Here is a 19,789-nt window from a genome sequence, read left to right on the forward strand (position 1 = left end):
GCGAGGGCATTGACGGCATTGTACTTTTTCGTCCGGCTTTTTCTGCCGGCCGAGGCGCGTTTGACCCGTCCGGGCAAAACACTGGCATGATGCCACGATCAGCCCACAGCCTCCTGACTGCCAACCCGGCGTGACAACACGCGGGCGGGTTCAGTCGATGATGTGATACCCGCCGTCGATGTAGAGCACGCCGCCGGTCATCAGCTTGGCGCCGTCGAGCGCCAGAAAGGCGGTGGCGTTGCCGACGTCGTCGATGCTGACGAGGCTGCGCGAGGGCGCCTTCGACTGCGCCTTGTCCATGAGCTCGTCGAACTCGGGAATGCCTGATGCGGCGCGCGTCGCTAGCGGGCCCGGCGAGATCGCGTGAACGCGGATGCCCTTCGGACCGAGCTCGGCGGCGATGTAGCGGACCGACGCCTCGAGCGCGGCCTTGGCCACGCCCATGACGTTGTAGTTCTCCACCACCATCTGGCTGCCGTAATAGGTCATGGTGAACAGGGTGCCGCCGTTCTTCATGAGCGGCTCGGCGAGATGAGCCATGCGCATGAACGACCAGCAGGAGACATCCATGGTCTTGAGGAAGCCGTCGCGGCCGACGTCGACGACGCGGCCGTGCAACGCCTCCTTGGGCGAGAAAGCGATGGAGTGAAGCAGGAAGTCGAGTTGGCCCCACTCGGCCGCAATGCGCTCGAACACCGCTTCGGTCTGGCCTTCGACCATCACGTCCAGCGGCATGAAGATCGGCGCCTGAAGCGCCTGCGCCAGGGGCTCGACATGCTTTTTGGCGCGATCGTTCAGATAAGTGACGGCGAGATCGGCACCGAGCGCACGAAACGCCCGCGCACACCCCCAGGCGATGGACTGGTCATTGGCGATACCGACGATCAGGCCCTTCTTTCCCTTCAGGGCCACCTTGCTGTCCGGGAATACTGGGATCATGACACCCTCACAGATCGTGTGTTTTGCGACGAGCCGTTGACCAGCATCGCCAGCGTGTGCTGCGCAATCATCAGCTCCTCGTCGGTCGGGACGACATAGACGGGGATGCGACTGCCGGACTGCGAGATCAGCCGTGCATGACGGGCATTTTCGTCGGCATCGAGGGTGACACCGAGCCATGCGAGCTGCTCTGCGACGCGCGCCCGGATCGATGCCGAATTCTCGCCGATGCCGGCGGTGAAGACGAAGGCGTCCAGACCCTGCAAGGCCGCAGCCAACATGCCGGCACTGAGCCCGATCCGGTAGACGAAGTAGTCGATCGCGAGCCTTGCATGGGCATCGGTACTCGCCTCGAGCTCCCGCATGTCGTTGCTGACGCCGGACAGGCCCTTCAGTCCGCACTCGCGGTAGAGGAAGTCCTGCACCCTCGGAGCCGACATCCCCTTCTCCGAGATGAGATAAAGCACAACGCCGGGATCAATCTGCCCCGGCCGCGTTCCCATCGGCAGGCCATCGAGCGCCGTGAAGCCCATGGTGCTTTCGACGCTGCGCCCGTGCTTCAATGCGCACATCGAGGCGCCACTGCCGAGATGGGCGACAATCACGCGTCCGCCGGCAATATCGGGCGCGACATTCGGCAGCGTCCGGGAGATGTACTCATAGGACAGGCCGTGAAAGCCATAGCGCCGCACGCCCTCGGCATGAAGCTGGTGCGGGATGGCATAGTGGTCTGCGACCGCGTCGTGCGTGCGGTGGAAGGCGGTGTCGAAACAGGCCACCTGCAACAGCGTCGGGAAGTTCGCCAGGAGCGAGCGGATCGGCGCCAAATTATGCGGCTGATGCAGCGGCGCCAGACTGACGAAGCGCTCCAGCCGGCTCACAACGCCATGGTCGATCACGACCGGCCGCGAATAGTCTGGACCGCCATGCACGACACGGTGGCCGACCGCGATCGGCGTCACCCGAAGCTCGTTCCGTAACCAGTCGCCGGCGACGGCCATTGCCGCCGGCACATCCGGCACGGCCTCGATCGGATAGGCGCGATCAACCAATGGACCGTTGCCCGCGCCGCCGGCCCGCAGACGCGGCCGGCTGCCGATGCCATCTATCTGTCCCTTGATCTGCCGCCGAAGGATCCCCTCGCCCTCGATCGAATAGACCTGAAACTTGACGCTGGAGGAGCCGGCATTGACGACGAGGATCGTATCCATGGCGTCACGCGGCCACTGTCGGCGCCTTCTGGCGCCTGGCGCGAGCATAGAGCGCGGCGACTGCGCAGGATGCCATGCGCGCGCGCGGAGAATCCGCCCGCGAGGTGAGGACCACCGGCACGCGGGCGCCGAGCACGATGCCCGCGCTGTCCGCCTTGGCGAAATAGGCGAGGTTCTTGGCCAGCATGTTTCCGGCCTCGAGGTCCGGAACGACCAGGATCTGCGCACGGCCGGCGACCTCGGAGGTGATGCCCTTGATCCGCGCGGCTTCCAAGTCAATCGCATTGTCGAACGCCAGCGGACCATCGAGGATGCCGCCGGTGATCTGGCCGCGATCGGCCATCTTGCAGAGCGCCGCGGCCTCGATCGTCGAGGGGATTTTCGAGGTCACGGTCTCGACCGCCGACAGGATCGCGACCCGCGGGGTCTTGCCAACGCCGACCTGGTTGTAGAGGTCGATCGCGTTCTGGATGATGTCGCGCTTGGCGTCGAGATCGGGGAAGATGTTGATCGCGGCATCCGTCACGAAGATGGTCTCGGCGTAGGCCGGCACATCCATGACGAAGACGTGGCTGATGCGCCGGTCGGTGCGCAGGCCGCCAGTCTTGGCCGTGACGGCGCGCATCAATTCGTCGGTGTGAAGGCTGCCTTTCATCAGCAGCTCGCCTTTGGCGGCATGGATGAGCTCGACGCCCTTGGCCGCGGCGTCCTCGCTATGCGCGGCATCGACAATCTCGAACCCGGACAGGTCGAGATCAAATTTGGCGGCCGTTTCCCTGATCTTCTTCTCGGGCCCGACAAGAATCGGCCGGATGATGCCGGCGCTTGCACTGTCGATGGCGCCGCGCAACGAGGTCTCGTCGCAAGGGTGGACGACGATGGTCGGCAGGGGCGCCCCCGCCTTCGCCGCCGCGATCAGGCGGTCGTATTTGCTGCCGGAATGGGCCCCCGTCGTGTCGGCCGACATCATGTTGCTCCCGCTTCCGCCAATCCGCGTTACGACGCTCTTGCCTTGGAATCCGCTTTGGGGTCGAAAGGGGCGACGTTCGACGTCAGCTCCCCCTCTCCGTCCAGACCAAAAAGCCCGGCGATCTGCTTCAGACGCCTGGCGCGCTCGCCGGTGATGTCCTCGCTCGCCGACAGAACCTCGCGCATCGCGGCGAAGGCCTGGCGCCGCTGGCCCATGTCGTCGGGCAGCAATTTCGGGATCGCAGCCAGCGCACCGTCGCGATCGAGCAGCAGCATGAAGAACTGCTCGCGGACCAGCATCTTGAATTCGGCCAGCGTCATCCGGGCGCCGGCATGGTCCCGCCGCACCTGCCGCAGCGCCTCGATGCTGCGCTCGTCCACCATGCCGCGGGCGGAGCCAACATAGAGCAGAGAACGGAGCGCTGCTTCGCGAAGGCCCCCCTCGCCGATGCGCGATTTCAGCTCGGAGATTCGCTTCTCGAGCATCGCGCGATGCTCCGCCGACATCTCGCGGCGCTGCGAGGGCACCGAATTCGGATCGATGCCTACGGCCGCCTGAAGCAACGGCGAGCCGTAGACATTGAGGAATACGGTCTCGCTCAGAGCCTCCTGCGCGTCGCGCCAGCTGTCGAGCGCATGGACGATCTGCTTCGACATCTGCTCCTGGAAAGCCAGGAACGGATTGTCCTTCGAGACCGGCCTGCGGTTGTCCTCGACACGATCGGCGGCCGCCTGGATGGTGGACATCCAGGGATTCTTGCTGCTGAAGGCCTCATATTGCATCCGCAGCGGATGCATGTTGCGCGCCCAGTCCGCCACCTGCGGGGTCACCATCTTCTTGACCCAGGGCTGGACGAATTTCTGATAGGCCGCCAGATTGAGCTCCGAGACGCGCTTGGCGGCGGCAAACCGCCTCTCGTCCTCGGGCGAATTGCCACCCATCGCGCGGATATCGTCGAGCGTGCGGGCCTCACAGCGCATCACCCATTGCCCGGCGGCGAGATCGGCATTGAGCGTCTCGTCGCCCCTCGCCTCGAACGTCGCCTCGTAGAGCCCGGGCGGAAGCACGTCGATCAAATCGATGTTGCTTGAAAACTCGGCATGCTCCTTCTTGGCGACGCCGCCGGACACGAAGATGCCGAGATGACCGATGCTCTCGTGGACGGTGTAGACGATGGTCTGGCCATACGCCCTGATCTCGTCGACGTCGGCGTAGCAGTCCAAAATCCAGTCGAGCGCCTGCTGCGGCGGCGTGACATTGTCGCCCTTGGAGCAGAACACCACGATCGGCGAACGGATATTGCGCAGATCGACCTTTTTTCCGTCCGACATCTCGATGCGGCCGGCGGCGAGATTGTTGCCGATGAACAGCTCATCGACGATGAACTGGATCTCTTCGGCATTGAGGTTGACGTGCCCGCCCCACCAGCGCTCGAAATCCAGATAGCGTTCGGCTTCGGTGTCGACCTTGGAGTAGACGTTGTACTGCTTGGTCCAGAGCGTGTTGGACGGATTCTGGTTCTCGAAGTTCTGCACCAGCCAGGCGCCGTCGAACTTGCCGGCGCCGAGATCGCTGGTCAGCGCCGTCAGCCAGCTTCCGCCCAAGAGGCCGCCGGAATAGCGCATCGGATATTGACCGTGCACGCCGGCCCAATAAGCCAGCGGCGCGCCGGCGACGATCAGGGGCCCGAACAGATCCGGCCGCAGCGATGCCAGGATCATGACGGCCCAGCCGGCCTGGCAATTGCCGATCACGCAGGGCTTGCCGTCGGCTTCGGGATGACGGCTGATGACGGTCTCGATGAACTGCGCTTCCGCGCGCGCGATGCGCTCGATGGTCTGGCCCGGCACCGGCTCGGGCAGGAAGCCGATGAAATAGCAAGGATGGCCCGCCCTCATCGCGACGCCGATCTCGCTGTCGGCCTTGAAGCCGCCAATGCCCGGCCCGTGGCCAGCACGCGGATCGACCACCACGAACGGCCGCCGGCTCATGTCGATCTCGACATCCTTCGGCGGAATGATGCGCACCAGCGCGTAGTTGACCGGCTCCTCCAGCGTGCGACCGTCGGCGATCAATTCGGCAGCATATTGCAGCACATGCGGCGCGACCTGCGCGACATGCTCGCGATACTGGTCACCACGCTGACGCATGATGTCCAGAAACAGCACACTGCGCTGCCCGGCATCGACCATGTATTCGACGGCGGAGGCCACAAGGCCCGACATCGGACCATCGGGCAGTTTCAGGTCGGGCAGTTTCAGATTGTCCATCGCCATGTTCGCCCTCGCCGTCGCGTCCAGCCATTCAAGAAGCCCTGGGATTGCCGACGTTGATTTAGGTCAACGGTCAGGGGCGGAGCGCGGGGTTCCCTGCGGAAGCTTGGCGAGCTGCCTTTCGCGGTAGGCTTGATCCGGTTCAGGCGGCACGTACCGGCAAACGGCTGAACGGAGAAAGGGCGCGCATTGATGGGGACTCCAGCAAGTCTCACTTGCCGGGAGACGTTACGTGACGGCACCCCGGTCGAGATCCGGGCGCTCCGGCCGGAGGATGAGGTCGGCATGCTCGCCGCGCTGGACCAAGCCAGCATGCAAACGCGCCAGCGTCGCTTCTTTGCACCGAAGCGCCATTTCTCAGATAGCGAGCGCGCCTATTTCATGGAGATCGACTTCGAGAATCACGTGGCGCTGGTTGCCTGCGCGGAGGATGCGGGCCACAACGTCATCATAGGCGGAGGCCGCTACGTCGTCGCGACGCCCGGCTGCGCCGAGATGGCCTTTGTCGTTATCGATGCCTGGCAGGGACGTGGCATCGGCACGCTGCTGGCACAACATCTCATTGCGCTCGCGCGCGAGGCCGGGCTGACTGAACTGACCGCGGAGGTCATGTCGGACAATACGGCCATGCGCCGCGTGTTCGAACGGCTCGGCTTCAGCCCTGCGGCGAAGCGGGACCCTCAAACGATTCATCTGGCGTTGAAGCTGACCTGATGACCCCGAACTGGACTTCCATTTTTTCCTTGATCTTGATCAACGGTTCGCCAGCCGGCCCGTGGGTCAGTCGATACCATCGCTGCAAAGACGGAGGTCGTCATGACGTGGGGTATGATCGGTAAGCTATCTGTTGCCACCATCCTGGTCGGCGCAGGCATGTCCGTCTCCATCGGCGGATCATCCAGCCAGGCTCCATCGCTGTCCTTCAGCCAGGCAGATGCACGGGTCGGGCGTCCCCTGACCCCCGTGTCGGCCGCCGGCGTGGCACGCCGGACCACCAGGCGCGCAGTCGTCGGGACCGCGGCCGTCGGCGCAGCCGCTGCGGGCACGGCATGCGTTCGCGTGCTGGTCAACGGGACATATGTCTGCCGCTGACCCTCGTCGAAATGGAGACAAGCCGAATCCTGCGGATGATCTTGCATCCACAGGACAAGGCTGCGTCATCAGACGCGCCGGGATGAGCCGTGGCGAAGCAGGCCCCAACAACTAAAGCGCGATGAGATTTGGATGAATCTCATCGCGCTTCAGGTTGTTGTTGACGCATGGTTCCGGAAGACCGCTTCGCGCTTTGCGCTATCGCGGCCCTGCGGGGTTCGGATCATGCTTTAGTTGATGGTCGGGTTGTCGAAACGCTTTTCCGCCTGTGCGATCACGATCTCGATGTGTGCCGTATGGTGCCTTGCCGCCAGTTCGCGAGCGGCCGCTTGATCCCGGCTCCATCCCGGCTCACCGCGCGCACGCCGCTCTCGATAATCGATCAACCAGACAGTTTCCCCATAAGTCAGGCCCACGAAGACGTCGCGCCCTTCGGAATCCGGCCCCAATTCACTCAAATAGGTGACGTGACTCCGCAGCTTCTCCGCCGTCATTGCGCATCTCCCCGCTTGGCCATTTGCTGGGAGCCCGGTCTTCGCAGAGGAATGATCTGCGCCGATCTCACCGGCTCTGGAAGTCCGGCTGAGGTCGATTGCGCTGCCTTTCTGGCCCTGAACTTCGTCCAACGAAGTCCGGGCGCGTAGCCGTAGAGCACGTTGAGCCAGGTTTCAGACAGCGTCGCGCTGGTGAAAGGCAATTCGGGGATATTCCAGTCAGTGTCTCTCTCGATGCCCGGATGCATAGGCACTCGAACCGCCGACCCCGCCCATACCAGGCCGCCGGCTGGCAATTCGACGTATTCGCAATGGTCCCGTTCGGTCCATTCCTGGACTGAATGGGCGAGACTTCTGGGATGGTCGGCGGAGAAGAGGCCGACGATCTGATGACTGTCAATTGAGCGGACGAGATAAGCTGGCATGGCAAATTCCAAAAATTGAATATTGCCTATTTTTCCCGATCCTGCCAAGCCCCCTCGTACCCGTCAAGCGTGCACCCAGTGATAAGTGCCCGATGATCTCGTCTGATATTGCTGTGCGGAATCTCGAAAGAAGGCCCTACTCATCGACGTTCAGATGAACGCTTTTTCCTTTTCTTCCCGCAATCTCAACCGAACGGTTGATCCTCAGCAGGCTGGTTCGATACACTCGGCGTGATTTACCAAGTAAGCGGTTTTGGTTTGACCTAGATCAATGAAACCGCAGACTCGAACAACCGGGATTTTGCTTTTCCCTCCCGGGGCTGGAGCAGCGCCGTCCGCCATTTGATTTCGAGCGGACGGCGCTGTTGGAATTTCGCGCCCGGGCCAAACGAATGGCGGCCATTTCCCCGAGCCTGGTTATAAGGAAGAATCGGGCCGTCCCTCTTCGGGATGAAGCGCAGCCTTCATGCTCCGCAGCCTCGCTATTCTCCACATGATCTGCTCGACCAAGCCGTCATCGAAATCAGACAGCTGAACGACGAGCTCCTTGAATCTTTGAATCTTCCTGTCGAAGATCGAGCAACGATCACACATCGTCTGCAATTGCCTTGGCGAAAAGGGCTGCTGGCACGGGCCGAGCAAATCAAAAAATATCGAGACAAAATTAATGGTCGTAACGCCGGCCGTAAAGGACGCGCTCGCGTGGCATCATGATGCACAACCCGCGACATGGCAGTCGAGTACCGAAACCAACGCGATGCGTCGTCACGGAATAGCTCGCGCCGTCCTGCCGTGCGCGCTCCGGCGGAGAGCAAGATCGAGCAGTTTTTGCCGTCAGGCCGTCGCCCTTCAGAAGAAGAGCAAGTGACTTGTGCGTCTGCGCCAACGAGACGACAGCCTGCTCCTGGCTGGTCCCTATCGTCCTAATGCCGATGAAGACGACCTTTTCCGGTCCACATAAAGCTCTATAATAAACGCTTTAATCGACGCATTTAATCGACAGGTATAGCATTGCCATCATCCATCGAATTGATCGTTGCCTCTCATGTGGCACTGAAGGACCGGCGGGGACTCGAAGAGCTGCGCGAACATCGGCGTCAGTTGCTCGAGCAGCTCCGGACCGTGTCAGGCATTGATCCGATCCGGACCATCGAACGGATGGAGGACGACATTCGGGCGATCGACGAGGGGCTGGAGCAACTCAAGCCCCCGCCGGGAACCCTGCCTGAGAATGAATGGCGCTAAGCCCGGATCGTTGCTTTCAAAAGCAGGCCCGTCTGCCGCTCCATTTGAAGCGCCAGCTGCTTGCGTTCAAATCTAAGAGCGGCCTGTTCGTCGAGCGTGATGTGCCCCTCTCGCTCGAGAACGTTGATGAGAAAAACCCGGTCCTCAATATGCCGCTGGCGCTTCTGGATATCTTCCATGAGGCTTTCCAGCTCGGTTCGAAAATCTGAATTCACAATTCATGCCTTTCAATCTCACGCTGAAATGCATCCACTATGTGTCTGAGACCTTAAGCAAAGTTTGCCTCCGGATGGCTGCCTTAGCTGTCCGTCCTTAACTTGAAAGCGCGTGCCATTATTTCCCGGGGCGTGCTGCCCCGAGGGGCCATGACGATGGAACCGGGATATCGCCCGGCCGCCAACCGTACGCGAGCAGATCAGGCCACGCGCTGATGACCAGCGATTGAAGGCAAGCCGATTGCGGGTCGAACCTCTCGGCCCTTTACGCGCCCTGAGATCCGAATCGACGAAGGCCGGGTGGTGCTGGCCGATCCCCGGACGCTCTCCAACTCCGGAGTGGGAAGCATTGAACCAGCGCCGCAAAACTCCCCGGCCGACCTGCCCCGCCCGCGGTATCCGGAACCGGACCGTTTGAGCGAGCGCCACATCGCAGCACGGCAGCAGCGCAATTGATGAGTAAAATCAGGTTGCTAGGGAGCATATTACACGCACAATTTGTGCGCCGCAGCAGCCCCTGTTGTCGTCTCTGGGAGGCGGTTATTGGGCCGCCTGAGCCGGGCTCTGTGTTGTTCGCGCAAGAGACGTCGGATCGATTGCTGCAAGCTGTGACTGAAATGTCATAGGTGCGGCCGTAGCATTTTGCTAATTCTTCCCAGGCAATAATATTTGTTAAAAGACGTTTATGGTGGGGACCATGAAGCCGGCGCATTTAGCCTTCGCAACGATCATCCTGGCCGTCGCCCCCGCGAAAGCCGAACAATTTTCAATCAACGATGCCTTGAAACAGGCGATGCAGACCAACCCGGGGGTGGGCGAGGCTTCGGCCAATCGCCGCGCAACCGAGAGCGAGCTCCGCCAGACCCAGAGTACGCTATTACCGCAGGTCCGCATCGACGCCAGCTACGGACCGGAGAAGTTCGACCAGTCGCCCGGCTTCGTAGCCCCGAGCCTTGCGGTTCCAACAACGGGATCCGGGCCGTGGCGGAACGGAAGCCAGGAATCCGTCGTCGTCCGGCAGCTTCTTTTTGACGGTTTCACCTCGATCCACGAGGTGTGGCGTCAAAATGCGCGCGTGAACGCCGCTGCTGCCCGCGTCAAGGAACGCACCGAGCTCATCGCCCTCGACGCCGCCGAAGCTTACATCGACGTCGTGCGCTATATACGTCTGGTCGGCATTGCCGAGCAGAACGTCGCCAACCACGAGAAGATCTTCTCGAACGTGAACTCCCGGTTCTCGGGCGGCCGGGCCGGCGAAGGCGACCTCGAGCAGTCGAGGGAGCGCGTCGAAAGTGCGCGCGCGGCCCTCGCCGAATTTCGCCGCAGTCTCGAGGACGCACGTGCAAAGTACCGCAAGGTCGTCGGCATAGAGCCTTACAATGTGCGCTTCCCGGGCCCGTTGAGGGGACTCCCCGCCAGTCGGGATGAAGCGCTCGCGGTCACGCTGCGGTTCAACTCCACGATCTCGGCGGCCCAGTCCGACGTTGACGCCGCCAAGCACGCCTTCAAGTCCACGGACGGCCTGTTTGCCCCGAAATTCTATCTCGAGGGCCGAGCGACGCATTACGACAACTCCTTCCCCTATGTTGCCGCCGCCGGCACGCCCGCCGTCACCCATGAGGACTACAGCGGCAAGGTGGTGATGTCCTGGGACATCTTCCGTGGCGGCCAGGATGCCTGGAATCGCTCGGAAAAGGCCGAACGGTTCACGGAAGCGACCGCACGGCACGCCCGCCTGCAGCGGGATGCCTATGAGTCGATCGACAAGGCTTGGAACGCTCGCACGGTCACGCAGACCCGCATTGCGGCGCTGACCAGCGAGCTGGAGGCGGCCCGGAAGACCATCGCCGCCTTCCAGAAGGAATATGAGCTCGGCCAGCGCTCGCTCATCGACCTCCTGAACGCCCAGAACCAGTTCTTCAATGCGCAGGTTTCGCTGACCTCGGCGCGCGCGGTTGTGGTGTTTGCCGATTATCAATTGCTCGCCGCGACGGGAACCCTGATCGAATATCTGAAGGCGCCTCCCCCGGTCGACGCAGCCCCGACCGATCTCAACCTGTTCGGCCTGCCCGACTACAAGGCGCCCACGTTCCGCTGGACGCTGCCGCAGAGCGGTTCGGAGCCGCTGCGGACTGCCGTCCCGGCACCGACGGCCGCGCCCGTCCGGTTGTCCTATGCAGCGACCGAGCCTGCCACATCGGCTTTCGGCGATCGCTGGTCCGGTGAACCGGCGTCAGCCAAGGTTGCCGGCGTGTCGGCTTGGTTTGCGCAGCGGCGAGGCTCCGGCGGGCCGGTCGTGCTCGACAGCCCGGCCGACCAGCGCAGCTCATATGCCGCGGCCGAGAAGCCCCATTGGCTGCTGACCGCATTCTCGCCGATTACAAAATAGCAACGTCGACAGATTAACCCTTGAAAAAGCCCGCACATTTGTGCGGGCTTTTTTGATTTCGGCCTACCCCGATAATGCACGGATAGCCTTTCGGACGCGCGATTGTTAATCGTTAATCGCGACCGCCCAAATAAGTAAATGAATTAACTCGCAATTTGTCGTAGTCTTTCGGCGACTTTGCCAAGTTCGCGTCATCGCTTTTCATTTAAGGCATATCAGCTTGTTGTTTCGTCAAACAAAGACGGCTTCGGCCCAAGATGCGCGCCCGGACAACATCGCCGAAGAGTCCGCGGCATCGGCCCGCGCCGAGCGGGTGGAGGCGAAACAAAGCGATCCCCTGCTGGACTCGCTGGTCTTTCTAGCCGGACATCACGGCAGAGCTGTGACCCGCGACGGCTTGCTCGGCGGCCTGCCGATCCTCGACGGGCGCCTGACAGTTTCGCTCTACGAACGCGCGGCGCGCCGTGCTGGCCTTGAGACCGAGGCCACCAAACGCAAGCTGCTGGACATCCCGCCTCTCGTTCTTCCTGTCGTGCTGATCATGAAGAACGGAACGACGCTGGTCCTCTTGAGCATCGACGAGGCCAAGCGTACCGCCAGGGTGATCGACCCAAGCAACCGGCCGTACGTGCCTGAGATGCTGACCCTCGACAGCATCGCTGCGGGATATACGGGCTACGCGTTTCTGGTCCGGGCCGCCGCCGAGTCGGACCCGCGAGCCGTCGCGGCCGGCAGTCTTCCCCGGCAGCACTGGTTCTGGTCCGTCGTAAAGGCCCATTGGCGCAACTACGGACACATCGCGCTGGCGGCGCTGCTCATCAACATTCTGGCCCTGGCTATGCCGCTCTTCACGATGAGCGTTTATGACCGGGTCATCCCGAACGGAGCGATCCCCTCACTCATTGCTCTCTCGATCGGTATGGGTCTTGCGATCGTCTTTGATCTGATCCTGCGGATGGTCCGGAGCAAGATGATCGACGTGACGGGCAAGACGATCGACGTCGTCCTCGCCGCCAACATCTTCGAACATGTCATGGCTGTGAAAATGTCGCAGCGGCCGACATCCGTCGGCATCATTGCCAACCAGCTCCGGGATTTCGATTCCGTTCGCGAATTCTTCACCTCGGGCAGCGTCGTCTCGGCAACCGATCTGCTGTTCGCCATCCTGTTCGTTGCCGTTCTCTTCCTGGTCGCGGGGCCGCTCGCCTGGGTGCCGCTCTTGATGCTGCCGATCGTGATCGGAATTGGCCTCGTGCTGCAACGCCCGCTCAATCGGGCGATGAAGCGCTTGCAAGCCGAGTCGGCAGCCCGCCATGGCGTGCTGGTGGAATCGCTCGCCGGCCTTGAAACCGTGCGCGCCTCAGGCGGTGAAGCAAGGATGCAGACGGCCTGGGAGCGTTCGGTTGCAGCGACAGCCCGGTCCGGCGAGGCCGTACACTTCTGGTCATCCCTGGCGCTGACTGCAGCAAACTCGGCGCAGATGCTGACCAGTCTGCTCATGATCGTGATCGGCGTCTTTCTGATCCAGAACGGCACCCTGACGGTCGGCGCCCTGGTCGCGGCGAACATGCTCGCCGGCCGGGTCTTGGCGCCGATCGCGGGCATCGCATCCGTGATCACCCGCGGCACCCAGACTTTCTCGGCGCTCAAATCCATCGATCGACTCATGACTCTGGAGCGGGAACGTTCGCCGGAACGGACCTATGTCGCCAGAAAGATCGAGCAAGGCACCATCAATTTCGAGAACGTCTCGTTCACCTACCCCAATGCGCCTGGAAAGGCGCTGGACAAGGTCACCTTCAAGATTCACAGCGGCGAGCGCGTTGGAATCATCGGCCGGGTTGGTTCGGGAAAGACGACCGTCGGGCGCCTGTTGCTCTCCTTCTACGAGGCACAGGATGGTCGCATCCTGGTCGATGGCGTCGACTCGCGTCAGTATGATCCCGCCGACCTGCGCGCCGGCATCGGCTTTGCCATGCAGGACACCGATCTGTTCTACGGCAAGCTGCGCGACAACATCACGTTGGGCTATCCGGCCGCGACCGACGAGGAAGTGCTTGCGGCCTCGCGCCTGGCCGGCGTCGAAAGCTTCATCGCGGGCCATCCCATGGGCTACGACATGCCCATCGCGGAGGGCGGACGCAGCCTCTCGGGCGGTCAGAAGCAAGCCATCGGCCTGGCGCGCGTCCTGATCCGCAAGCCCAAGGTCCTGTTCCTGGACGAGCCAACCGCCCATTTCGACGTGCGCAGCGAAAGCGAGTTCCTCGAGCGGCTGAAGAAACTCGACGATGCGCAGATGACCATCATCATCTCCACGCACCGTCTCTCACTGCTGACCATGGTCGACCGGCTTCTGCTGTTCGACAACGGCCGGCTGGTTGCCGACGGGCCACGCGACCACGTCTTGAGCCTGTTGCAAGGCAAGACTCCGTCGGCCGAGCCGGTCGTCAACCCCAGGGTGGTTCAACAAGTCACGCCGGCGCAGAAGTCCCATGTCAGCTGATTTCGCCTACGCCAACGATATCCGCGCGGCCGTCCGCTTGAGAACGCCACGGACCTCCCGCATGCTGCTGTGGGCGTTCCTCGCCCTCCTCTCCACATTCCTGATCTGGGCTCATTTCGCCGTGCTTGAAGAGGTCAAGCGCGGAAACGGCAAGGTCGTGCCCTCGCGTCAGATCCAGGTCGTGCAATCCCTGGAAGGCGGGATCGTCGGTGACATCCTGGTCCAGGAGGGCGCGGTGGTGCAGCAGGGGCAGTCCCTGATGCGGATCGAGGACACCAAGTTCGCTTCCGAGTTTGGCGAGATACGGGAGCGCCGTGCCTCGATGGCGGCCCGCCTCGCGCGGCTCGACGCCGAAGCGAAGGGCCGTAGCGAGATCGTCTTTCCCGACCAGATCGAGGGCGTTGTCCCGGCTGCCGTGACGACAGAACGGAGCGTATTCAAGACCCGCGCCCTCAAGGTGGCGCAGGATGTCGACGTCCTCAATCAGCAGATCGCAAGGCTGACCCAAACATCCGCCCTGCTCGATCGCGAGCTCGCACTGACGCGCAAGCTGTACGAGCAGAAGGTCGTTCCCGAGATCGAAATGCTTCGGCTGGAGCGTCAATCCGCGGAAGCGAAAGGACAGATCGCCGAGGCCAAGGCGAAGATTGCGACCACGATCTCGACCTTCCGGGCGCAGGCGGACGAGGACCTCGCCAAGTCGCGGGCCGACCTCGCAGTCCTCGACGAGAACATCAAGTCCGCCCAGGACAGGGTGCGCAGGACGGATCTGCGCTCACCGGTTCGCGGCATCGTCAACAAGCTGAACGTTACGACGATCGGCGCCGTCGTTCAGCCCGGTGCGAACCTCATGGACATCGTTCCGCTCGACGATACCTTGCTGGTCGAAGGCAAGATAAGGCCGCAGGATATCGCCTTCATCCGCCCGGGCCAGGATGCCGTCGTCAAGATCTCCGCCTACGACTCCTCCGTTTACGGCCATCTCGCCGGCAAGGTCGAGCGGATCAGCGCCGACACGATCCTCGACGACAAGGGAGAGGCGGCGCAGCGACCGGAGACCTACTATCGCGTGATGGTTCGCACCGACAAAAACCATCTCGGCACGGAGGAAACTCCGCTTCCGATCATTCCGGGCATGATCACGACCGTCGAGATCTTGACCGGCAAGAAGAGCGTTCTGGATTACATCATGAAGCCGGCTCGCACCTTGCGCGACGAGGCCCTGCGCGAGCACTAAAGCGCGAATCATCATCGCGCTTTAGGTTGTTGTTTCAGCATGATCTTGTCGGAAAACCGCTTCGCACTTTTCCGGATCATGCTTTGGATCCGTCCCTCAAGTCGCCTTGCTTAAGGTGTCCTTAACGCGCGATCGCAAGCTTTAGCATTGCCGGTGGGGCGCGGTTCATCCCACCGGTTCATTCCTGGCCGTCCCCTCCCCGGTCTTAACCCGACTTAAGCGCGCCCACGCGCACGCTGGCTCCCGATAAACAGGTCGGGATGATGATCAGGCGCGTAAAGACGCAGGCGACGTCCCGAAATTTGGGGACGGTCAATGAAGTCGCGTTGTGGACAGCGACGGCAGGGCATTCTGGCGTTTGCGGCGGCCTTGCTGGTTTCGCTCACCGGTGCTGCGACCTCGGTCGCGTTTGCGGCCGATGCCGGGCCGGCCGAGCCGCGTGAGATCGCGCCATCCGGGGCGGATACCATTCAGGCACCCGCGACGTTCTTCACGATCAACGCGGTGCTGGCAAAGCTCGACCGCGAGCGTGGCCGCGGGCCAAATGCCGTGCGTCTGGCAGCACTGACGCCTTCCTCCCCCACGGCGACGGATGCCCAACCTGAGGCCGCCTCTCCGGCCGGCGCGCCGCCGCTCGGCCATGAACCCTTCGGCCTCTTCGCGTTCCGGGCGCCTGACAACGCCATCTGGCGCAAATGGCGCACGGTTGAAGCAGAGATCGCGAGCGAGCAGGCCCTGCTCGAGCGCTGCCGGTCCGATGCCGCCAGCTGCCCGCCGAACGCTGCGCAGTTCCTCAGGCTCATCAGTGCGGTCAAAGCGAAGTCCGGGCGGGCTCGCCTCGCGGAGGTCAATCTCGGCGTCAACACCGCGATCCGCTATGTCAGCGATCTCGTCCAGCATCGGGAGCTCGATCGCTGGAGTTCGCCGCTGGCGAGCTTTGCGACGGGCAAAGGCGATTGCGAAGACTATGCGATCGCCAAATACGCCGCCTTACGCGAAGCGGGTTTCCCGGATGCCGACCTGCGCCTGCTCCTCGTCCGCGACCGGACCGTCCGGCAGGACCACGCGGTGCTTGCGGCGCGTCTCGACGGCCGCTGGCTGATCCTGGACAACCGGTGGGCGGGCCTGCGCGAGGACAACGGCGAGCTGAACTTCGCGCCGCTGTTCGCGATCAATCACGACGGCGTGCATCTGTTCGCCAAGCCTTACGCGAAGGCTGCACCGGTCGACGGCGAAATGGGCGGTATGCCCGCTGCAGCGAGCGGTGAGGAGAGCTATTGGACTCGCCAAGACACCCTGGGCGACAGTGGCCCTGCTCTAGGCTCACTGCCGCTCCTGCTCTGACGCTACCTGTCCAATCCAACACCTCAAGCGACGTGGATCGCAGAAGGCGCGACGCCCGTCGACATGTGTGCAAGAAGGACCTGGTCAGACCCAGTTCCGTTGGCCGAATACCAAAGAGTATTGTCCGAGGTATTCAGATAGAACTTGTCCGCACTCGTGCTTTCGGTCCAGCCAACTCCACCAGTGGTCGGAGCGCCGTTGCCAGAAGCAAACTGCGTCGCGGCGTTGATGAGAGCGGCTGTGTTGATGGTGAGAGCCTGGTCAGCCACGTCGACCACGATGCCATCGGTACCGGAAGCATTGAAGTCGGCAATCGACACATTGGTTGCGCCGTCCCCATGTAGCACAAAGGTGTCGTTGCCGCCGCCACCCGTCAGGCTGTCGACACCCGCGCGGCTCGCGATCAGCACGTCATTGCCATTTCCGCCGATTAGAGTGTCGGTGCCGCCCGCGCTGTTGGCGCCGCCATCCAATATGCTGCCGGTGTTCAGAGCCGTCAGCGTATCATTGAATGCCGAGCCGATCACGTTCTCAAAGTTGCTGATGGTATCTCCGGCCGCCCAGCCCCCGCTAACGGCGTTTGTCTGGAGATTGACGTTCACGCCGGCAGTCGAGTGTTCATAGTCAATCGTATCGTTGGTGCCGGTTCCTCCATTGAGCGTCTCGATCGAGCTCGTTGCTCCAAGCACTTCCGGCCCGGTGGTACCGGTCAATGTGTGTCCGCCGCCGATCAGGGAAATCGTAAGGGGATCTGCAGTGCTGGCGAACTGATCACCATCGCCGTCAGTTACGGTCAGAACGAAGTTAAGCGATGTCGTGTCAAGGGTGGTTACCGAGTTGTACCGAATGGTCTCAATGTCCACGGTCGGGTCATCGGTGGCAAGCGCAGAAGCAATCTTCGTTAAATCGATATCATGGAAGCTTGTCAGGCCGAAATCCGAAGCTTTGATGTCGATGATCGGTGAACTGGTACTGATAACGTAAGTATGGGTGGCCCCGCCATCCAGAGAAACGGTGAACTCAGAGGTACTGCCCGCCTGGAACTTGCCGAGACTAAATTGGACCTCCGTCTGGGCACCTGTGAAATGGAAGGTCATCAGCTCGTTGGCTTCGAAATTGCCATTTTGAACTGCGATTCCGTTGGCATTCACAAAGACGTTCTCATCGACATGACCACCGCCGGAGACGTCGAATCCGTCGATGCTAATGTCAGGCGTGGTGCCGGCAGGCAGCGTAGCGCCATCATAGAAGCTCGTTCCGACGATGAACATCTCCGGATTGTAGTTGCCCGGCTTAGCCGTGGATGCGTTTGCCAGGACTGTATGTTCAAATCCGGACGTATTGATGAGATTGAAGTCGTAGGTTCCGTTCGCGTTGACATCCAGCGTGAAGAACGAAGTCGTCAAGCCAACGTCTGTAAAGGCAAACATCTCTGCCTGTTGTGTCGCCGCGTTAAACTGTGAATATTCGTAGAAAGTGTACGGCGACGTTCCACCGGAAACGTCGATCTGAAACACATGATGACCTGATATGATCCCCAAATCGGTTTGAGCATACGTCAAACCGGATCCTGTCGATGGGATTGCAATCGCTATCGCCGCTGCCGCGTTTGGTCCATCCGCGCCAAACACTGGCTGCCAAGTGCCATGCACCTCGCTACCCGCAACAGTATTCAAGATCGCGTCTTGGATTGAACCGGCCGTGATACCCGGCGTGTCGTCGTTGACCTGAACCGTCAGCGCGCCCGTCGCCGTGTCATTGTCGCCGTCCGTCACCGTGAAGCCGATCTGGATCGACAGATTCTCTTCCGTCGTGCCGACCGTCGGCGACACCAGCGGCTCCGACATCGTGAACGTGTACGAGCCGTCCGCGCCCACATCCAGCGTGAACACCGTGTGGCCCGAACTATCCCCGATCGCCGTGTAGATCGTGTGGCCACCCGCAGCCGTCGTCGTCGTGTAGTGTAGCGTCTCCTGAGCCGCAAGGCCGTTGGCGTCCTGGTAGATTGCCTTCAGGCCCGTCGGATTGGTGAAGCTCACCGACTTCAGACCATCCGCACCCGCCGAGAACAGCGCACCCGCCGCCCCCGTCGCAATCGTCGCGTTCGCAACGTCGCCCGTGCCGCCCGGGTTGCCCACAAACAGCGTCTGCGCGTCGTCATCCAGGACCGGCGTCGCCGTCACCGTATTGGCATTCGGCGTGTCGTCGTTGACGTTCACCGTCAGCGAACCCGCCGCCGTGTCGCCGTCGCCGTCCGTCACCGTGAAGCCAATCGCGACGGCGATGTTCTCCTCCGTCGGGCTGCTGGTCGGATGCACCAGCGGCTCAGACACCGTGAACGTGTACGAGCCGTCAGGTGCCACGTCGAGCTTGAACACCACGTTGTTCGAGGTCGCACCCGTCGCCGTCAGGATCGTGTGGCCCGCGACCACCGTCGTCGCGTAGTTCAGCGTCTCCTGGGCCCCGAGCCCGTTGGCGTCCTTGTAGATCGCCTTCAGCCCGACCGGGTTGGTGAAGCTGATCGACTGCAAGCCGTCCGCGCCCGCTGCGAACAGCGCACCGGCCGCACCCGTCGCGACCTTCACGTTCGCAACACCGTCTGCAGGCAAATCGTTGCCGACGAACAGCGTCTGCGCCTCGTCGTCCAGAACCGGCGTCGCGGTCACTGTGCTCGCCGTCGGGCCGTCGTCGAGGAACTTGACGACCCCGTTCAGGTTGGCCGTGTCGTGCGAGGAGTCGCCGTCCTTGTCGGTCACCGTCACGGTCACGCCGACCGCGTTGTCGGCCAGCGTCACCGCCTCCGAGCTGTCCGGATCCGACGAGGTGCCATGCACCACCGCCCGGAACTGCGTCAGCGTGGTGTCGCCCGTCGACGAATTGATCGACAGCGTGAACACCAGCGGGTCCGTGCTCAGCGTGCCGGCATGGCCTTCGATCACACCGCCGTTGAGGAACAGCGTGATCGCATTGCCGGTCGCCGTGTCGGTCAGGCCGGACACCGACGACAGCAGCGACAGCGAGTACACCGTCGGCGTCGCGCCCGCCGCACCGTCGGCCCCGAACACCGAGGTGTTGGTGAACAGCGTTGCGCCCAGGATCGTGTTGGTGCCGAGATTGCCGCCAACCGGGTCAAACTCGCCCGCAGCGCCAACCCCGTCCGTCTCGTCGACGATCAAGGTCGGCGAGCCGTTCAGCGCAATGTGCGCCGTCGGGCCATCATCCAGGAACGTCACCTGCTTGCCGAGGTCGATGCTCGAATCCGCCGAGTCGCCGTCATTGTCGGTGATCGTTGCCGTTAGCGTGACCACGCCGCTGGCAAGGCTGATGCCTTCATTGGTGTCCGGACTGGTGCCGTCGGCTTCCTTCACCGCACGGTCGTCCGTGAACGTCACGTTACCGTCGCTGTCGACCTGCAGCGTAAACACCAGCAGGTCGCTCGTCGCGGTGTGACC

Annotated in this window: 16 protein-coding genes; 9 read left to right on the top strand and 7 right to left on the bottom strand. The window is 62.4% G+C overall.

Translation table 11 applies throughout. From position 1 onward, the window contains the following. Positions 1-150 precede the first annotated feature (150 nt). From fabI to JQ635_RS35630, 4 genes are read right to left on the bottom strand one after another with little or no spacing between them, the layout of a single operon-like run. Positions 151-939 (bottom strand): enoyl-ACP reductase FabI, encoded by a 789-nt coding sequence (gene fabI / locus JQ635_RS35615; RefSeq protein ID WP_211414430.1) that lies wholly within the window; start codon positions 937-939, stop codon positions 151-153. Further along, the gene (locus tag JQ635_RS35620) at positions 936-2,150 is read right to left on the bottom strand and encodes an acetate/propionate family kinase (RefSeq protein ID WP_211414431.1); all 1,215 of its coding nucleotides are present in this window, start codon (positions 2,148-2,150) and stop codon (positions 936-938) included. The genes fabI and JQ635_RS35620 overlap by 4 nt, the downstream gene beginning before the upstream one ends. Before the next feature lie 4 nt (positions 2,151-2,154). Further along, positions 2,155-3,117 carry a phosphate acetyltransferase gene (locus tag JQ635_RS35625; protein ID WP_211414432.1) on the bottom strand — a complete coding sequence of 321 codons (963 nt, stop codon included), beginning with the start codon at positions 3,115-3,117 and terminating at the stop codon, positions 2,155-2,157. Between the two features lie 29 nt (positions 3,118-3,146). Further along, a complete protein-coding gene (locus JQ635_RS35630) occupies positions 3,147-5,396 on the bottom strand; it encodes a DUF3141 domain-containing protein (RefSeq protein ID WP_211414433.1) in 2,250 nt (749 codons plus the stop codon). A gap of 189 nt (positions 5,397-5,585) precedes the next feature. Between JQ635_RS35630 and JQ635_RS35635 the strand changes: the two genes are divergently transcribed. Together JQ635_RS35635 and JQ635_RS35640 are read left to right on the top strand one after the other, a co-directional pair. Beyond that, positions 5,586-6,107, top strand: coding sequence for a GNAT family N-acetyltransferase (locus tag JQ635_RS35635; RefSeq protein ID WP_211414434.1), 522 nt, complete (start codon positions 5,586-5,588; stop codon positions 6,105-6,107). Positions 6,108-6,209: 102 nt separating this feature from the next. Then, positions 6,210-6,485 carry a hypothetical protein gene (locus JQ635_RS35640; RefSeq protein ID WP_246583978.1) on the top strand — a complete coding sequence of 92 codons (276 nt, stop codon included), beginning with the start codon at positions 6,210-6,212 and terminating at the stop codon, positions 6,483-6,485. Between the two features lie 230 nt (positions 6,486-6,715). Here JQ635_RS35640 and JQ635_RS35645 read toward each other — a convergent pair whose 3' ends face one another. Then, a complete protein-coding gene (locus JQ635_RS35645; protein ID WP_211414435.1) occupies positions 6,716-6,979 on the bottom strand; it encodes a hypothetical protein in 264 nt (87 codons plus the stop codon). Then, entirely contained in the window at positions 6,976-7,452 is a 477-nt protein-coding gene (locus tag JQ635_RS35650) for a hypothetical protein (protein ID WP_211414436.1), read from the bottom strand. Before JQ635_RS35650 ends, JQ635_RS35645 begins: the two co-directional genes overlap by 4 nt. 402 nt (positions 7,453-7,854) lie before the next feature. On the opposite strand from JQ635_RS35650, the gene JQ635_RS35655 reads away from it, so the two are divergent. The 7 genes from JQ635_RS35655 to JQ635_RS35685 all read left to right on the top strand — a co-directional run bounded on the left by JQ635_RS35655 (position 7,855) and on the right by JQ635_RS35685 (position 16,337). After that, a complete protein-coding gene (locus tag JQ635_RS35655; RefSeq protein WP_211414437.1) occupies positions 7,855-8,118 on the top strand; it encodes a hypothetical protein in 264 nt (87 codons plus the stop codon). A 297-nt stretch (positions 8,119-8,415) separates the two neighbouring features. Further along, complete coding sequence (locus JQ635_RS35660) at positions 8,416-8,649, top strand: hypothetical protein (protein ID WP_211414438.1); 234 nt, start codon at positions 8,416-8,418, stop codon at positions 8,647-8,649. Then, positions 8,640-8,858 (top strand): hypothetical protein, encoded by a 219-nt coding sequence (locus JQ635_RS35665; protein ID WP_211414439.1) that lies wholly within the window; start codon positions 8,640-8,642, stop codon positions 8,856-8,858. Before JQ635_RS35660 ends, JQ635_RS35665 begins: the two co-directional genes overlap by 10 nt. Positions 8,859-9,561: 703 nt before the next feature. After that, the gene (locus JQ635_RS35670; protein ID WP_211414440.1) at positions 9,562-11,253 is read left to right on the top strand and encodes a TolC family outer membrane protein; all 1,692 of its coding nucleotides are present in this window, start codon (positions 9,562-9,564) and stop codon (positions 11,251-11,253) included. Between the two features lie 274 nt (positions 11,254-11,527). Further along, positions 11,528-13,756 carry a type I secretion system permease/ATPase gene (locus tag JQ635_RS35675; protein ID WP_433996593.1) on the top strand — a complete coding sequence of 743 codons (2,229 nt, stop codon included), beginning with the start codon at positions 11,528-11,530 and terminating at the stop codon, positions 13,754-13,756. Continuing rightward, positions 13,746-14,993: an HlyD family type I secretion periplasmic adaptor subunit gene (locus tag JQ635_RS35680; RefSeq protein WP_211414441.1), complete on the top strand. Its 1,248-nt coding sequence runs from the start codon at positions 13,746-13,748 to the stop codon at positions 14,991-14,993. Before JQ635_RS35675 ends, JQ635_RS35680 begins: the two co-directional genes overlap by 11 nt. Positions 14,994-15,362: 369 nt before the next feature. Continuing rightward, on the top strand, positions 15,363-16,337 hold the full coding sequence (locus tag JQ635_RS35685) for a transglutaminase-like cysteine peptidase (protein ID WP_246583979.1): 975 nt from the start codon (positions 15,363-15,365) through the stop codon (positions 16,335-16,337). A gap of 23 nt (positions 16,338-16,360) precedes the next feature. Here JQ635_RS35685 and JQ635_RS39300 read toward each other — a convergent pair. Beyond that, on the bottom strand, positions 16,361-19,789 hold a 3,429-nt coding region (locus tag JQ635_RS39300), incomplete at its 5' end, for a DUF5801 repeats-in-toxin domain-containing protein (RefSeq protein WP_283826928.1).

This window comes from Bradyrhizobium iriomotense, from assembly GCF_018130765.1.
Lineage (GTDB): Bacteria > Pseudomonadota > Alphaproteobacteria > Rhizobiales > Xanthobacteraceae > Bradyrhizobium > Bradyrhizobium iriomotense_A.

Coding starts and splice junctions, on each gene's coding strand:
- fabI (WP_211414430.1), bottom strand. CDS start 939: ATGATCCCAGTATTCCCGGACAGCAAGGTGGCCCTGAAGGGAAAGAAG.
- JQ635_RS35620 (WP_211414431.1), bottom strand. CDS start 2,150: ATGGATACGATCCTCGTCGTCAATGCCGGCTCCTCCAGCGTCAAGTTT.
- JQ635_RS35625 (WP_211414432.1), bottom strand. CDS start 3,117: ATGTCGGCCGACACGACGGGGGCCCATTCCGGCAGCAAATACGACCGC.
- JQ635_RS35630 (WP_211414433.1), bottom strand. CDS start 5,396: ATGGCGATGGACAATCTGAAACTGCCCGACCTGAAACTGCCCGATGGT.
- JQ635_RS35635 (WP_211414434.1), top strand. CDS start 5,586: ATGGGGACTCCAGCAAGTCTCACTTGCCGGGAGACGTTACGTGACGGC.
- JQ635_RS35640 (WP_246583978.1), top strand. CDS start 6,210: ATGACGTGGGGTATGATCGGTAAGCTATCTGTTGCCACCATCCTGGTC.
- JQ635_RS35645 (WP_211414435.1), bottom strand. CDS start 6,979: ATGACGGCGGAGAAGCTGCGGAGTCACGTCACCTATTTGAGTGAATTG.
- JQ635_RS35655 (WP_211414437.1), top strand. CDS start 7,855: ATGAAGCGCAGCCTTCATGCTCCGCAGCCTCGCTATTCTCCACATGAT.
- JQ635_RS35665 (WP_211414439.1), top strand. CDS start 8,640: ATGGCGCTAAGCCCGGATCGTTGCTTTCAAAAGCAGGCCCGTCTGCCG.
- JQ635_RS35670 (WP_211414440.1), top strand. CDS start 9,562: ATGAAGCCGGCGCATTTAGCCTTCGCAACGATCATCCTGGCCGTCGCC.
- JQ635_RS35680 (WP_211414441.1), top strand. CDS start 13,746: ATGTCAGCTGATTTCGCCTACGCCAACGATATCCGCGCGGCCGTCCGC.